At 56.1% G+C, this 14,997-nt stretch carries 15 protein-coding genes and 1 tRNA gene; 12 read left to right on the forward strand and 4 right to left on the reverse strand.

What is annotated here, in order from left to right:
* The first annotated feature begins 125 nt into the window (after nucleotides 1-125).
* The 11 genes from F4V43_RS13120 (at nucleotide 126) to F4V43_RS13170 (ending at nucleotide 11,111) form a co-directional block, all read left to right on the forward strand.
* Nucleotides 126-1,472, forward strand: a complete 1,347-nt coding sequence (locus F4V43_RS13120; RefSeq protein ID WP_411898463.1) for a tetratricopeptide repeat protein — start codon at nucleotides 126-128, stop codon at nucleotides 1,470-1,472.
* 100 nt (nucleotides 1,473-1,572) lie between these two features.
* Nucleotides 1,573-2,529 carry a thioredoxin-disulfide reductase gene (gene trxB, locus F4V43_RS13125; protein ID WP_150458703.1) on the forward strand — a complete coding sequence of 319 codons (957 nt, stop codon included), beginning with the start codon at nucleotides 1,573-1,575 and terminating at the stop codon, nucleotides 2,527-2,529.
* Between the two features lie 195 nt (nucleotides 2,530-2,724).
* Nucleotides 2,725-2,952 (forward strand): DUF1858 domain-containing protein, encoded by a 228-nt coding sequence (locus F4V43_RS13130; RefSeq protein ID WP_150458704.1) that lies wholly within the window; start codon nucleotides 2,725-2,727, stop codon nucleotides 2,950-2,952.
* A gap of 30 nt (nucleotides 2,953-2,982) precedes the next feature.
* The gene (locus F4V43_RS13135) at nucleotides 2,983-4,308 is read left to right on the forward strand and encodes a DUF438 domain-containing protein (protein WP_150458705.1); all 1,326 of its coding nucleotides are present in this window, start codon (nucleotides 2,983-2,985) and stop codon (nucleotides 4,306-4,308) included.
* 219 nt (nucleotides 4,309-4,527) lie between these two features.
* Complete coding sequence (locus F4V43_RS13140; protein WP_150458706.1) at nucleotides 4,528-5,478, forward strand: ROK family glucokinase; 951 nt, start codon at nucleotides 4,528-4,530, stop codon at nucleotides 5,476-5,478.
* 43 nt (nucleotides 5,479-5,521) lie between these two features.
* Nucleotides 5,522-6,424 (forward strand): RNase adapter RapZ, encoded by a 903-nt coding sequence (gene rapZ, locus F4V43_RS13145; protein ID WP_150458707.1) that lies wholly within the window; start codon nucleotides 5,522-5,524, stop codon nucleotides 6,422-6,424.
* Between the two features lie 17 nt (nucleotides 6,425-6,441).
* Entirely contained in the window at nucleotides 6,442-7,437 is a 996-nt protein-coding gene (locus F4V43_RS13150; protein WP_150458708.1) for a uridine diphosphate-N-acetylglucosamine-binding protein YvcK, read from the forward strand.
* A 57-nt stretch (nucleotides 7,438-7,494) separates the two neighbouring features.
* Nucleotides 7,495-8,427: a DNA-binding protein WhiA gene (gene whiA, locus F4V43_RS13155; RefSeq protein WP_150458709.1), complete on the forward strand. Its 933-nt coding sequence runs from the start codon at nucleotides 7,495-7,497 to the stop codon at nucleotides 8,425-8,427.
* A 132-nt stretch (nucleotides 8,428-8,559) separates the two neighbouring features.
* A complete protein-coding gene (locus F4V43_RS13160; protein ID WP_150458710.1) occupies nucleotides 8,560-8,829 on the forward strand; it encodes an HPr family phosphocarrier protein in 270 nt (89 codons plus the stop codon).
* A 162-nt stretch (nucleotides 8,830-8,991) separates the two neighbouring features.
* Nucleotides 8,992-9,747 carry an SIMPL domain-containing protein gene (locus tag F4V43_RS13165; protein WP_150458711.1) on the forward strand — a complete coding sequence of 252 codons (756 nt, stop codon included), beginning with the start codon at nucleotides 8,992-8,994 and terminating at the stop codon, nucleotides 9,745-9,747.
* 245 nt (nucleotides 9,748-9,992) lie between these two features.
* Complete coding sequence (locus F4V43_RS13170; protein WP_150458712.1) at nucleotides 9,993-11,111, forward strand: DUF3298 and DUF4163 domain-containing protein; 1,119 nt, start codon at nucleotides 9,993-9,995, stop codon at nucleotides 11,109-11,111.
* 32 nt (nucleotides 11,112-11,143) lie between these two features.
* Here F4V43_RS13170 and F4V43_RS13175 read toward each other — a convergent pair whose 3' ends face one another.
* Complete coding sequence (locus F4V43_RS13175) at nucleotides 11,144-12,184, reverse strand: YncE family protein (RefSeq protein ID WP_150458713.1); 1,041 nt, start codon at nucleotides 12,182-12,184, stop codon at nucleotides 11,144-11,146.
* Nucleotides 12,185-12,280: 96 nt separating this feature from the next.
* The gene (locus F4V43_RS13180; RefSeq protein ID WP_191089576.1) at nucleotides 12,281-12,973 is read right to left on the reverse strand and encodes a YiiX/YebB-like N1pC/P60 family cysteine hydrolase; all 693 of its coding nucleotides are present in this window, start codon (nucleotides 12,971-12,973) and stop codon (nucleotides 12,281-12,283) included.
* Nucleotides 12,974-13,168: 195 nt separating this feature from the next.
* Between F4V43_RS13180 and F4V43_RS13185 the strand changes: the two genes are divergently transcribed.
* Nucleotides 13,169-13,801 carry a GDSL-type esterase/lipase family protein gene (locus F4V43_RS13185; RefSeq protein ID WP_150458715.1) on the forward strand — a complete coding sequence of 211 codons (633 nt, stop codon included), beginning with the start codon at nucleotides 13,169-13,171 and terminating at the stop codon, nucleotides 13,799-13,801.
* A gap of 98 nt (nucleotides 13,802-13,899) precedes the next feature.
* Here F4V43_RS13185 and clpP read toward each other — a convergent pair whose 3' ends face one another.
* Nucleotides 13,900-14,496, reverse strand: a complete 597-nt coding sequence (clpP, locus tag F4V43_RS13190; RefSeq protein ID WP_150458716.1) for an ATP-dependent Clp endopeptidase proteolytic subunit ClpP — start codon at nucleotides 14,494-14,496, stop codon at nucleotides 13,900-13,902.
* A gap of 192 nt (nucleotides 14,497-14,688) precedes the next feature.
* Nucleotides 14,689-14,763: transfer RNA gene (locus tag F4V43_RS13195), tRNA-Arg, on the reverse strand.
* Nucleotides 14,764-14,997: the final 234 nt, after the last annotated feature.

Below are 14,997 nucleotides of genomic sequence, written 5' to 3' on the forward strand. Positions count from 1 at the left end.
AGCCCTACTTGCCGGGAACTGGCCGTGCATTTATGATATACTGTTGGATGACGGTCGCCCCATGACAAGGATGGAGAAGGCGGCCCAGGCAAGAAGGGAAGCAGATAAGGAGGTGCTTTGCTTCCATGATCGAACAGACATCAGAGCGGGGCGGAGAGAGCGGGAAGCTGCTGTCCGTTACGCTGGATGCGCATTTTTTCTTTGAACGGGCGGTTCGTTCGCTCGACAAGCTGCAATACGACAAAGCGCTGAGAAATTTCCGCAAAGCGGTTGAATACGAGCCGGAGAACCCGGTCAATCATTGCAATATGGCCGGTATCCTGTCGGAAATGGGCGATTATCAGGCCTCGAACGAGGTGCTGGCCCATGTGCTGGAAGCCATTGATCCGGCGATGACGGAATGCCATTTCTACATGGCGAACAACTATGCCAATATGGAGCAGTTTGAGCAGGCGGAGCGTTCGCTGATCGCTTATTTGGAAGAGGACCCGAGCGGCGAGTTCCTGGCCGAGTCCGAAGAGCTGATGGAGCTTCTGCGCCATGAGCTGGACCGTCCGGTTGCGCCGCACCGGATCAAGAGCCGGGAGGGCATGGCCGAACACGAGCAGGCCCGGACGCTGCTGGAAGAGGGGCAGTTCCCCCAAGCCGTACAGATGCTGGAGGAGATCGTCGAGAAGGTACCCGATTTCCTGGCGGCGCATAATAATCTGGCGCTTGCGCATTTCTATATGGGACGCTTCGCCAGAGCCAAGGCCAGCATCGCTCGCGTGCTGGAACTGGAGCCGGGCAATCTGCATGCGCTGTGCAATCTGGCGATATTTCTGCAATACGAGGGTAAAAGAGAAGAGACGGAGTCGCTTCTTTGCCGTCTGGAGAACATGCTGCCGTTTCATGAAGAGCATGTCTTCAAGCTGGCGACGACGATGGGCATTCTCGGCCGGCACCGGGCCGCTTACGGGCATTTCCGCCGCCTCCTGAAGAACGGCGAGGCCGGCGCAGATGCCGTGCTGCTGCATTACTGCGCGGCCGCAGCCTGCAACAGCGGTCTGTACGCCGAAGCGGAGCGCCGCTGGCGGCAGGCCGGCAAGGCCGACCCGGATTCGGCGGTACCCGGCTTCTATCTCGCCCAGCTCGGGCGGTCGGCCGCCGCGGGCGAACCGCTGCCGCCGGTCAGCTACAACTACCAGCTTCCTTTCCAGGAACAGCTCAAGCAGTGGAAGGACCGCTCGGGCAGCTTCGCGGAGCAGGCCCGCAGCAACCCGCTGCTGCGCTCCTCCTTCTTCTGGGCGCTCCGCTACGGAGACACCGCCCTGAGACGGCAGGTGCTGGAGGCGCTGGACTGGATCGGCGACAACGAGCTGGCCGAAGTGCTGCGCGAGCTGGCGCAGCAGCCGCTGCCGACGCAGGGCGAAGAAGTGGAAGAAGCGGCGCTGAGCCGGCTGCATCATCTGATCGGCATGGAGCCTTCCTAAGAGGGGGGACACCCCGCCGGTCAACCTTGATCGCCTGAAGCTGATGTGCCTGTATTTGATTTTGCAGAATTCCATCCATGACGAGGAGGCCAACAAGCCTATGTACAAAACCATTGTAATCGGAACCGGACCCGCCGGGCTGACCGCTGCGATCTATCTGGCGCGGGCCAACCTGAATCCGCTCGTAATCGAAGGGCTGCAGCCCGGCGGTCAGCTGACGACGACGACGGAAGTCGAGAACTTCCCCGGATTCCCGGAAGGTATTCTGGGACCTGACCTTATGGGCAATATGCGCAAGCAGGCGGAGCGCTTCGGCGCCGAGTTCAAGAACGGATGGGTGGAATCGGTCGATCTCTCGCAGCGTCCGTTCAAGCTGACTGTCAGCGGTATGGGCACCCTGGAGGCGGAGACGGTTATCATCTCCACAGGCGCCTCGGCGCGTTACCTCGGCATTCCGGGCGAGCAGGAGAACGTGGGACGCGGCGTCAGCACCTGCGCCACCTGTGACGGATTCTTCTTCCGCGGCAAAAAAATCGTCGTCGTCGGCGGCGGCGACTCCGCCATGGAGGAAGCCAGCTTCCTGACCCGCTTCGCTTCGGAAGTCACGGTCGTTCACCGCCGCGGCGAGCTGCGGGCCTCGAAGATCATGCAGGACCGCGCGAAGGAGAACCCGAAGGTCTCCTGGGCGCTGAACCGTACGCCGCTTGCGGTGGCGACGGACGAGCAGGGCGCCGTCAAGGGACTGAGCGTCCGCAACAACGAGACCGGCGAGGAAGAGCTGGTGGAAGCCAGCGGCGTGTTCGTGGCCATCGGCCATACGCCGAATACCGGCTTCCTCGGCGGGCAGATTACGACCGACGGGAACGGCTACATTGCGGTTCGTCCGGGCACGACGGAGACCAATATCCCCGGCGTGTTCGCCTGCGGCGACGTGCAGGATACCCGGTACCGCCAAGCCATTTCGGCAGCCGGAACTGGCTGTATGGCGGCGATGGACGCCGAGAAGTTCCTGGAGGGCACGATGGTGCACGACTGGAGCGAATCGCTGGATAAATAATCCCGAAGCGCACTGCGCTTGGGTTTCGTAACAAAAGGGAGGCCGTCCGTTTAGGGCGGTCTTCTTTTTTGTCGCAGGAATGCCCCAACTGCTGTGCGTTCCGTCACACGTGCGGAACCGGTCCCGGTGATACCATGATGATAATGATTATCACTTAAATTTGAAGTAAAGGTAACGGAAAAGGAGCGCTTCCTTATGGATAAAGTGCTTAACCCTGATGAAACGGTCTTCGACCTCGTCAGCCGCCATCCTGAAGCGATGGAGATTATGACGGAACTGGGCTTCCGCGATATTGCCAAGCCGGGCATGCTTCAGACCGCAGGCCGGTTCATGACGCTGGCCAAGGGCATGAAGATGAAGAAGATGGAGCCGGAGACGGTCTATGCGGCTTTTCGCAGCCGCGGATTTCAGATTGCCGAGTAGAAGACGACCTATATATTAGGAGGAACGAAGATGAGCGAATTGATCAACAACCGGGAGATTGCAGCGCCGGAGCAGACCCGCCGTCAGGAAATGCTGAAAGAGATCATCAAGGAGCTGCACGCCGGCAAGAGCGTGGAGGAAGTGAAGGCCCGCTTCGAGGAAGCGGTCGGAGATGTATCCGTATCGGAGATTTCCGCAATGGAGAACGCGCTGATGATAGAGGAAGGCATTCCGGTTGCAGAAGTCCAGCGGCTCTGCTCGGTGCACACGGCGATTTTCAAGGGATCGATTCAGGACATCCACCGTTCGAATGCGCCCGAAGAGCAGGAAGGCCATCCGGTCCACACATTCAAGGAGGAGAACCGGGAGGTCGAGCGCGTCGTTAATTTTCGCCTGAGACTGCATGTGGACAAATTCACAAGGGAAGACAGCCAGGAGACGATCTACAAGCTGCTGGAAGACCTCAGCCTGCTGATGGATCTCGATAAGCACTACAGCCGCAAGGAGAATCTGCTGTTCCCGTATTTGGAGAAATACGGCATCTACGGGCCGACCAAGGTCATGTGGGGCGTGGACGATGCGATCCGGGCGGTCATCAAGGAAGCCAAGGCGCTGCTTGCGCCTTACGATTCAGCCAACAAGCCGGCGGTACTCGATGCGCTGGAGATCGTGATCCGCGAAGTGAACGAAATGATCTTCAAGGAAGAGAACATCCTGCTGCCGATGGCCCTGGAGAAGCTGACCGAAGACGAATGGGTCAAAATCGCCCGCGAGAGCGACGAAATCGGCTTCTGCCTCACCTCGCCGCAGCGGGAATGGGTTCCTGAACGCGCCCCGGAGCCGGGCGCGGTTAACCCGGCAGCCGCCGGAGGCGCCGCCATGTCCGGTGCGGAGGGTTCCGCCGGAGCGGAAGCCGGCGAAGCCGCAGACGCTGCCGGACAGACGCCGCAGGGCTATGTCCGTTTTGCCACCGGCATCCTGTCGGTCGAGCAGCTGGAGCTGGTGCTCAACCACCTGCCGGTGGATCTGACGTTTATCGACGAGAACGATGTCGTCCGGTATTTCTCCCACGGTAAGGAGCGGATCTTCGCCCGCACGAAGGCAGTCATCGGCCGCACCGTCCAGAACTGCCATCCGCCGCAGAGCGTGCACGTCGTCGAGAAGCTGCTGGAGGACTTCAAGTCCGGCCGCAAGGATGCCGAGGATTTCTGGATTCAATTCAAGGATAAAATGGTGTATATCCGCTACTTCGCCGTCCGCGACGAAGCGGGCGCTTACCGGGGAACGCTGGAGTTCACGCAGAACATCGCGCCGATCCGGGCGCTCGAAGGCCAGAAACGGATTCTGGCCGATTAGCCTGATTCAACCGTCCGTCTGCCGCTAGGGCAGCGGGCGGTTTTGCTTTTTCTACATGGCTCACCGTCTGACCCGCGCTTCTAATGATGAATAAGGTCTCTGATTGCAGTTTTTTTGAAAGGGAGCCGGGTGTGCCGTGAATCCTTGACCGCAGGAACACCTTCCATTATAGTGAGTAACGTAATGCCAATACGAGAAGAGAAAAAGGTGGCTTGTAACATGTCGGAAAACATCTACGTAGGCGTGGATTTGGGCGGGACCGCCATTAAAGTGGGAATCTGCAATGCCGAAGGGCAGCTGTTGCACACTTTTGAGGGTCCGACCGGAACCCAGGACGGCGTTGAGACCGTCATCGACAATATCGAGAAATACGTTCGCCAGATTGTTGAGGATTCCCCCTACACCTGGGATCAGCTGGCCGGCGTAGGCGCCGGCGTGGCGGGATTCACCAATATTAAGGAAGGCATTATTATTCTGGCGCCGAACATCGGCTTCCGGGATGTGCCGATCCGCGCCATATTGGAGAACCGACTGAACAAGCCCGTACGCATAGACAACGACGCCAACGTGGCGGCTCTCGGCGAAGCCTGGAGCGGCGCGGGCCGCGGCATCGACAACTGCGTCTGCTATACGCTCGGAACGGGCGTGGGCGGCGGCATTATTATCAACGGGAAGATCTATCAGGGCTACGCCGGTCTGGCCGGCGAGCTGGGCCATATCTCCGTTGTTCCGGACCTGGAAGCGATTCAATGCGGCTGCGGCAAAATGGGCTGCCTCGAAACGGTATCCTCGGCTACAGGCATCATTCGCATGGCCACTGACGCCGTGGCCCGCGGCGACCGGACGACGCTGTCGCTCGTCGAGCAGATCACGGCCAAGGACGTCTTCGACGCGGCCAAGGCTGGCGACGAAGTCGCTCTGCGCATCGTCGGACGCGCCGCCTTCTATCTCGGCAAGTCGATGGCCGCCTTCGCCGCTGTGCTGAATCCGGAAGTCTTCATTATCGGAGGCGGGGTATCCAAAGCCGGCGACATTCTGTTCGACGAAGTGCGCCGCGTGTTCGCCCAGCTCACTCCCGCTCCGCTGCAGACCGGCGTGTCCATCATTCCGGCCCAGCTCGGCAACGACGCCGGCATCGTCGGTGCGGCCGGACTGCTGCTGCGTTCTTAACATCGGGTCCACGTTCATACCTTAATCTAGGAGGGGAAGCTTGATGACCGAACAGGATATCGTTCCCGCAGCCGCCGGAGCCACCCTCATTATCATTACGGGAATGTCCGGGGCGGGCAAGACGATTGCCGTCCAGAGTCTGGAGGATCTTGGCTTCTTCTGCGTCGACAATCTGCCCCCCGTGCTGATCCCGAAATTTGCGGAGCTGATTGAGCAGTCCAAAGGCAAGATCGCCAAGGTAGCGCTCGTCATCGACCTGCGCGGACGGGAGTTTTTTACGGCGTTGTCGGAATCGCTGGCCTTCATGAAGGACCAGTTCACCATCAGCTGCGAGATTCTGTTCCTGGACGCAACGGACTCTGTACTGGTACAGCGTTACAAGGAGAGCCGCCGCCATCATCCGCTGGCTCCCAAGGGCATGCCGCTGGACGGCATCCGGCTGGAGCGCAAAATGCTGGAGGAACTGAAGAACTCCGCCACCCAGGTGATTGATACCAGCAATATGAAGCCGGCGCAGCTGAAGGAGAAGATTGTCTCCCGTTTCTCCCATGTCGGCAAAAGCACGCTGTCCGTCAACATTACGTCGTTCGGCTTCAAATACGGAATCCCGATCGACGCCGATCTTATCTTCGACGTCCGTTTTCTGCCTAATCCGCATTATGTCGATCAACTGCGTCCTCATACCGGCCAGAACAGCGATGTATATGACTATGTAATGAAATGGCCTGAAACGCAGGCGTTCCTGACCAAACTGCTTGATATGCTTCATTTCCTGATTCCCCAGTACCACAAGGAAGGCAAGGCCCAGGTCATTATCGGCATCGGCTGTACCGGCGGGAAGCATCGTTCGGTCGCCATCTCCGAGTATCTGGGCAAAATGCTGGGAGTCAGCGAGACGGAATCCGTATCGGTCAGCCACCGGGACGCCGAGCGCGACCGCCACTAACGAGGGAAGGGATCGCAATGGCTGAACCAGCAAGGCACCGGCCGCGCATCGTCGTTATGGGCGGGGGAACCGGTCTGTCCGTGATGCTGCGGGGACTCAAAGAGAAGCCGCTCGATATCACGGCCATCGTTACCGTGGCCGACGACGGCGGGAGCTCGGGCATTCTGCGCAGCGAGCTGCAGATGCCGCCGCCCGGCGACATCCGCAATGTGCTGACGGCAATGGCGGACGTAGAACCGCTGATGGAAGACATTATGAAATACCGGTTCAGCAGCGGAGAAGGGCTGGCCGGGCACAGCCTCGGCAATCTCATCCTGGCCGCGCTGACCGACATCTCCGGCGACTTTGTGACCGCGGTGCGGGAGCTGAGCCGGGTGTTTGCCGTTCGCGGCCGGGTGCTGCCGGCCGCCGGAGAAGCCGTCGTGCTGCACGCCTTGATGGAGGACGGCACCCTGGTCAGCGGCGAATCGAAGATTCCCGAGGCCGGCAAGAAGATCAAGCGCGTTTTTCTGGAGCCGGCCGATGTGGAACCGCTGCCGGAGGCGCTTGAAGCGATTGCCCAGGCGGACGCCATTCTGCTGGGGCCGGGAAGTCTGTACACCAGCATCCTGCCGAATCTGCTCGTGCCGAAGCTGGCGGAGGCGGTCGTATCCTCGGAGGCCATCAAGATCTTTGTCTGCAACGTGATGACCCAGCCCGGCGAGACCGATAATTATACGGTCAGCGATCATCTGCAGGCGGTCTATGACCATATCGGCCTGCATCTGTTCGATTATGTGATCGTCAACAACGGCGAGATTCCGGCGCCTGTCCAGGACAAATATGCCGAGAAGGGCGCGAAGCCGGTCGAATTGGACTCGGAAGCGCTGCTGGATAACCGGTATCAGCTGATTGCCGACCGGCTTGTGCTGTTCCGCACTTATCTTCGGCATGATACGGAGCGGCTGAGCCATCATATCTACCAGCTGGTAGAGGAATGGATGAGCCGGCGAAGCGAGCGGCCGGTCGTCTGACACCGGCCACTAGCGGCGCGTACCGCGCCATTTTGATGGGAAGAAGAGGTGAGGACCTTGTCTTTTGCGGCGTTGACCAAAAAAGAGCTGACGATGATCGAGAGCCCGCCTTGCTGCGAAAAAGCCGAAATGTCGGCCCTGATCCGGATGAACGGCTCGGTGCAGCTCTCGAACAAGCGAATCGTTCTCGATATCTCGACGGAGAATGCCGCGATTGCAAGGCGGATTTATTCTTTGCTGAAGAAGCATTACCAGGTTCATACCGAACTTCTGGTTCGCAAGAAGATGCGGCTGAAGAAGAACAACGTCTATATCGTCCGCATTCCCGCCCGGGTCGAGGAGATTCTGAACGACCTGAAGATTGTCTCGGAGGGTTTTGTCTTTACCGACGGGATTGACCCGTCGATGGTACGCAAGAACTGCTGCAAGCGCGCTTATCTGCGCGGCGCCTTCATGGCGGGCGGCTCGGTCAATAATCCGGAGGGCTCTTCGTATCATCTGGAGATCGCTTCCATGTATGAAGAGCACTGCAAGGCGCTCGTTGAGCTGGCCGGTGAATTCCATTTGAACGCCCGCTGCATCGAGCGGAAGAAGGGCTTCATTCTTTATATCAAGGAAGGCGAGAAGATCATCGAGTTCCTGAATCTGATCGGCGCGCACCAGGCCCTGTTCAAGTTCGAGGATGTGCGGATCATGCGCGACATGCGCAACTCCGTCAACCGGATCGTCAACTGCGAGACCGCGAATCTCAACAAGACCATCAGCGCAGCCGTCCGCCAGATCGAGAACATCAAGTTCCTTGAGAAGGAGATGGGCCTTGAGAATCTGCCCGACAAGCTGCGGGAGGTGGCCGAGATCCGGCTGGCCCATCCCGACATCAACCTTAAGGAAGTTGGCGAGATGCTGAAGGGGAACGTCAGCAAGTCCGGCGTGAACCACCGGCTGCGGAAGATCGACGAGCTGGCGGAGAAACTGCGGGGCGGCGGCTGAGCCGCCCGGTAAGCGATTTCCGAAAACGCCAACTTTTTTTCTAGTTCGCTTTTGCGGTTTCGGATATAATGTTATAATGTGAGAAAATTAAATGCGTATTTGGGCAGATCTTAATTAGGGGGTAAGCGTTTCATGACAAAGCACCCGGTAGTTGTACGGTTGAAGACGGGTCTCCATGCTCGGCCCGCGGCATTGTTCGTGCAGGAGGCCAACAAGTTCTCTTCGGAAATCTTCGTTGAGAAAGAGGATAAAAAAGTAAACGCCAAGAGCATCATGGGGATCATGAGTTTGGCGATCAGCTCCGGTACGGAGATTCATATCAGCGCGGAAGGCGCCGATGCCGATCAGGCTGTGGCGGCTCTTATCGGCCTTGTCAGCAAGGAAGAGCTCGAGAACCAGTAAGCCTTCAGCTTCCATCCCTATTAAGGCAGAGAACGGACGCCGGACCCAACCGGCGTCCGTTTATTTGTGCCGGGAGAAATCCTGAATTCCGCTGCAACCTTTGTTCGCAGCTTCCGTCAAAGAAGGTACGGAAACGTACTCATTTTGAAGGAGGAACAACGCATGAGAAACTGGATCAAATCGGCGGGAGCCGTTGTCCTGGCAGGCAGTCTGTTGTTTGGAGGAATGGCATTGAGCGGAGCAGGGCAGGAGCCGAAGAAGGCGTTTGCGGCCGAGGAATCCACCAAGAATACCGTCAGCGTCGTGGGTAAAGGCGAGCTGTCGATGAAGCCTGACATCGTCTACCTGAACATTGGAGCCGACTCTTCGGCCGCCACGGCCCAGGAAGCGCAGAAGGCCAATGCCGCCAAGATGTCGAAGGTGACGACACTGCTGAAGAACACGTGGGGCATCAGCGACAAGGATCTCCAGACCGCCGAGTTCTACGTCCAGCCGAATTACACTTACAGCGAGAAGGGGGGCCAGCAGGTGAAGGGCTACAACGCTCACCATGTCGTGCAGGTAGCCTATCGCGACCTGGATAAGGTGGGCGCTCTGCTGGACGCCGTATCGGGGGCCGGAGCGAATAATATCGGCAGCGCCCGCTTTGCGGTCGAAGATACATCGGCCTTTGAAGCCCAGGTGATCGAGAAGGCAATGGCCAACGCCGATGTCAAAGCCGGCGCCATCGCCAAAGCGGCCAAACGCGGGCTCGGACCGGTGCTGTCCGTCAGCCAGAGCGTGAGTACCGATACGCCGGTCATGTATGAGCAGGCCAAAATGATGGCGGCTTCCACGGCCGCAGACGCCGACACGACGATTTCGACCGGCGAAGTGAAGGTGACCACCCAGCTCAGCGTGGTCTACCAGCTTAATTAGGACCGCCCTTAGCGGCCGTCCCGAGGGGTGCGACAGTCCGTCGCCGCAATGCGGCGGCGGTTTTTTTTTATCGCTATCGAATAAAATTTGAAATATCGTTTAAGAAAATGTCATAGACGCGGGCCGGAACGGCGCCAAAGCTTACCAAATTGTAAAGGCTGCTGTAACCCCCTGCGCGTACAGCCCCTTTTATAATAGTAGAAGCGGATTGTTAGAATTCATAACCCGAAAGGACGACGACAGCGATGAACAAGAACAAGGATACAAGAACAGGCAGCAAATGGCGGACACAGGCCGCACGGTGGGGAATTGGAGCCGCGGCTGCGGCGCTCTTGGCGGCAGGCCTTCCGGCGGAGACGGGCCTGGCTGCGCCGGCGGCTGCTGTGCAGAAGGCGGCGCAGAGCACCGTCCTGCTGAAGTGGAATGGAGCGGTTACGAAGCAGCAGGGACTCTATAAGGAGGGTGCCGTCTGGGTTCCGGTCTCCTTCCTGCGGGATACGCTGAAGCTGAACGTAACCTACAATAAAGAACAGCAGACCTATCAAGTGGGTTCCGGCGTGCGGAAGCTGACCCTGTATGTCTCGGAGTACGGAATTTCGCCGTCGGTGAACGGGTTCTTCCTGTCCGAGTACGAGGGTCTCCTGCAGAGCGGGAAGCTCTATGTTCCGGTCGGTCTGCTGACCGACTATATGGGATATCAGGCGGATTTTAGCAAGGCCTCCGGCCGGCTTAACCTGATGCCGAAGGCCCAGAACGCCTTGGCCGTCAGCTCGTCCACCTATGCTGCGGACAAGGAAGGGGCCGCCATTCATCTGGAGTATCCGCAGATTTCCGGGCTGAACAACGCTGCAGTACAGCAGAAGATCAACGAGACGCTAAAGCAGGCGAATGCCGCTTTTACCGCGGAGATGAACAACGAGCTTGCGAAGAGAGGCGAGGATGAACGCCCGTATGAGTTCGACTCGCGCTTCCTGGTGACCTATAACAGCAACGGGCTGCTCAGCCTCGTCATGGATCAGTACAGCTATCTGGGCGGAGCCCACGGCATGACCTACCGCCAAGGCTTTACCTTCTCCCTCAAGGACGGCAAGCGCCTGCTGCTGAAAGATCTGTTCGGAGCCAATCCCAACTACAAGAAGGTGCTGAACGCCAAAGCCGGCAAGGAGCTGAGAGCGATGGGCGGCTATCTTGGCGGGTTCACGGGGCTGACGACCGAGAAATACTTTTATTTGAAAGAGGGCAAGGCGGTCCTGTTCTTCCAGCTCTATGACTATACCGCATATGCCCAGGGCTTCCCGCTTGTTACTTTTGACTTCAAGGAGCTGCTGCCTCCGGGTCAGAGCGTGCTTGGCGCGCTGAAATAGTGAGACCGGAAGTCTGCCGAAGGCCTCACTGCTTAATCCGGCCTTACCCAAAAGTCAATGAGCCGGAGATCGCCGGTGGGTTGGAGGGGGTGAGTAGCGATCCATTTGAAGTTATTCTCGATGTCGTATTGATATACTTGGTTATCCCAGATGGAGTAGAAGATGTTTCCATGTACCAGACTGCGGTTGGGAGGAGCCGCTAGGGGAAAACGATGAGTAACCTTACCCGTGTCAGGATTTATAACTGTAATAGAGTTATCTGTGGATTGGCCCAGCGAGTATTGGGGGACCAGCAGACTTTCGCCGTAGCTGAGCACTTGATAGGGAGAGGCACCTTTCCAGGGTATGGTCTGGATTTTACCGCTTTCAAGGTGAAGAGTAGCCAAGACTTTCGCTGGTCCATTGAAATCATCCATCGCATTATTAGCAAGCATTAGTGTGGTAGGGTCTAGGAAGAAGGTGTCGGTTGAGAATGTTGTCAAACGGTTCTTATAGTCGTGAATCGCATGCAGTTCGGAGTCGTACACCGATATGTGCTGCATGCGCTCCTGAATATGATCGGAGAGCACATAGATCCGATCTTGATTCGAAGTAATCGTGCGAAGAACGCCGGGAACCTTGATTTGCTTGACAATTTTGCCGGAAGCCAAATCAATCTTATTCAATTCGCCATAAGAGATATCCGTGTTATGAATCACAAATGCATAACCTCTCTGAATAGCTACATCCATAGGATAATCACTGGTGGGGACCGTAACCAGCTTGTTTAGTTGGCTGTTCAATTCAATAATTTGATTTCCGGAATGTCGCGGTGTACCCGTACTTACAAAATAATAATTACCTTTATAAGTTTTACCGGGTGTGACTCCACCTGCACTAAGCTTTAAGGTGCGAATCAGCTTCCAGTCATCCGAATAGAACCGGAACTCACTGTGAGAGCTACGAAAGGAAGTAAATACGGCCATATAAGCGTAGTCATCCGGAAGTTTGTATTTATCCTTCTCGGAAGACGAGCCGCAAGAGGACATAAAAGCCGCCAATAAAATCCACACTATTAATATTTTTACCCGCATACAATAGTCCCTTCTTAAAGATATTTAATGAATATCGGCAAGAATTGACTTAAATTCTTGCCGACATTCAGTCAGAAGTAGAGGTAGCTGTCCTGATTATTGTGAGTAAACTACGTAAGCATGTTCACTCTGAGTTAAGTCAACGGGCCAAACAGCCCCTCCATCGTTTAAATTAATGTTGTACATACTGTTAAACATGTAGTATACGAGTTGAGAACAATAAAAACTTGAAGATTGATTAATATTAAAGAAGTTGTAGTTATATGGTTTGTTTAGATGATTGTATGCTTTAAGAGCAAGATCAATATCTTGTTGAAGTGTAGTACCAATTACAGTACGCAGTTGGAAATGTTCGTACCTTGCATCCCAATCGTTGGGCCATAATTTAACGCCATTCATATCCCCCTTATTTCCAAAAGACTCTAGAACATAATTGCTGGAATAGACAAGGCCCGCATGTCCTCCGGCCCAAGTGCTAGAAGAACTGCTGGCTGTGTCTGTAGTAACTAAAAATTCACCAGCTCTTGAGGTATACGAGCCTGCAGCTTGTCTGGACATATCTGTACTAATTGTACTAGCTTGATTTTCTGCTGTTTTAGGATCACCGATAAAAAGTGGTTCTTGTTTATCCATTTGGGTTTTAAGTCCCTCGGTTGCTTGTTTCGCGGTTTCTAAATCATTAATTTCCGATTGATTTAGCGAACTGAATGAGGAGGAGTCATTGGCAAAAGCGCTGGTAACGGGCAGAAGTAAAAAGATAGAGATACAAAGTGTAATAATTTTTTTCAATAATAACATTCTCTTCCTTTATTGTTATGTGGATCCACATTGTTCATGGTAATCTACATAACGAAAAGATTATATAGGAACATAGATACAATTTTTTACAAGTATTTAATCTTAGGACATTCTCCCGGTTCCGCCCCAGGCCGCTCTTCATATGCTGAATAGGTGAACGAGGCATTCGGCAAAGGAGGAGCGGGAGTGGTCTATCAGTACACGGCGCTAGGAGACTCGCTGACAACAGGCTTCGGGGCGCTGCCGGGAAACGGCTTCGTTCCGTTGTACCGGCGGATGACGGAAGCCCGGCTGAGGTCTTTCGTGGCGCACACCAATCTGGGCATTAACGGCCTGACGACAACGGAGCTGCTCTGGTACATTCAGCGGAACGCCATGTTCCGCCAGGCGATCCGGGAAGCGGATGTCATTACGGTGTCGATCGGCGGCAACGACTTAATCCGGGCGGCCCGCTCGGCAAGGGGGAATGGCGCTGCGGCGCTCCCCCTAGGAGCTGTCCACGAAGCCACGCGGCATTACGGAGAGATTATGCAGGCTATCGGCTCGATCAAAGCGCAGGACGGCAGGCCCTATCTTCTGCGGACGGTCGGACTCTACAATCCGTACCCGAGATGGGCGGAAGCGGCGGAATGGGTGAGACACTTTAACCGGCATGCCGGGCGGTACAGCAGCAGAACCAGCGGCTTCGCCGATATATACGGCGCCTTCGCAGGCAGCGAGCGGGAGCTCCTGTCCCTCGACGGACTGCATCCGAACGGCAGGGGCTACCGGGTCATTGCCGAACGGCTGAATGCGCTGGGTTACAGTCCGCTGGTGTAAGAAGAAGGGCCTACAAGCTGCATTTTGTTCACAAAAAGACCCCCTTGAGCCTTATGAGGCCAAGAGGGTCTTCGTCATGCGCTGCCTGGGTCCTGGGATTATTGACCCACGGACATCGGGTGCTCGATGACTTTGTCGACGAGACCGTAAGCGGCAGCGTCCTCCGCGCTCATGAAATAGTCGCGGTCTGTATCCTTCTCGATGCGCTCCAGCGGCTGGCCGGAACGTTCGGCCAGAATGCGGTTCAGCTTGTCGCGCATCTTCAGAATGCGGCGGGCACGGATTTCAATATCCGAAGCCTGGCCTTGGGCGCCGCCGAGCGGCTGGTGAATCATAATCTCGCTGTTGGGCAGCGCGTAGCGCTTGCCGATCGCGCCGGCCGTCAGCAGGAAGGCGCCCATGGACGCGGCCATGCCGACGCAGATGGTGGATACGTCCGGCTTGATGTACTGCATCGTATCGAAGATCGCCATGCCGGCTGTGATGGAGCCGCCGGGACTGTTGATGTACAGGGAAATATCCTTATCCGGATCCTCCGCCGCCAAGAACAGCATCTGGGCAATAATGGAGTTGGCCACCACATCATTGACTTCGGTACCGAGGAAGATGATGCGGTCCTTCAGCAGGCGGGAGTAGATGTCGTAAGCCCGCTCGCCGCGGTTGCTCTGTTCAACGACCATTGGAATATAACTCATTTTCGGATAACCTCCTTTGAATTGAACGGCTTAGGATACTGCTTTACCACATGATAACCAAATTAAAACAAAAAGTCAAAGAAAGTCAAACTCGGACCGAAAAAAGAGCCGCTAAGCGGCTCTCTGGTTAATTCGTGGCACGATGGTTAATTACAAGTATGTCTTGCTGTTCCTGTATAATCTAGAAGTTAATGGCGCGCCCGCCAAGAATCGAACTTGGATCTCAGGCTTCGGAGGCCTACGTCATATCCATTGGACCACGGGCGCAACAGAACTTATTATAGATCAACATCAGGAAGAATGCAAGTCATATGTCCAAATTTATGTGACCGGGCCCTGCGGCGCGGCCGGACAGGCTGATGCCTTTTTCGTCTGCTGCATAAGATGATAGAGACGGGCGAATTCTAGACGGGAGCACTTGCACTCGGTGGAAGTTTTGGGTAGAATACAAGTGGGACTTAAAACGTTAACCCGGGACGTTTTAAGACCATATAGAGAAGG

This window comes from Paenibacillus spiritus, assembly GCF_008710135.1.
GTDB classification, from domain to species: Bacteria; Bacillota; Bacilli; order Paenibacillales; family Paenibacillaceae; genus Paenibacillus_AQ; species Paenibacillus_AQ glufosinatiresistens.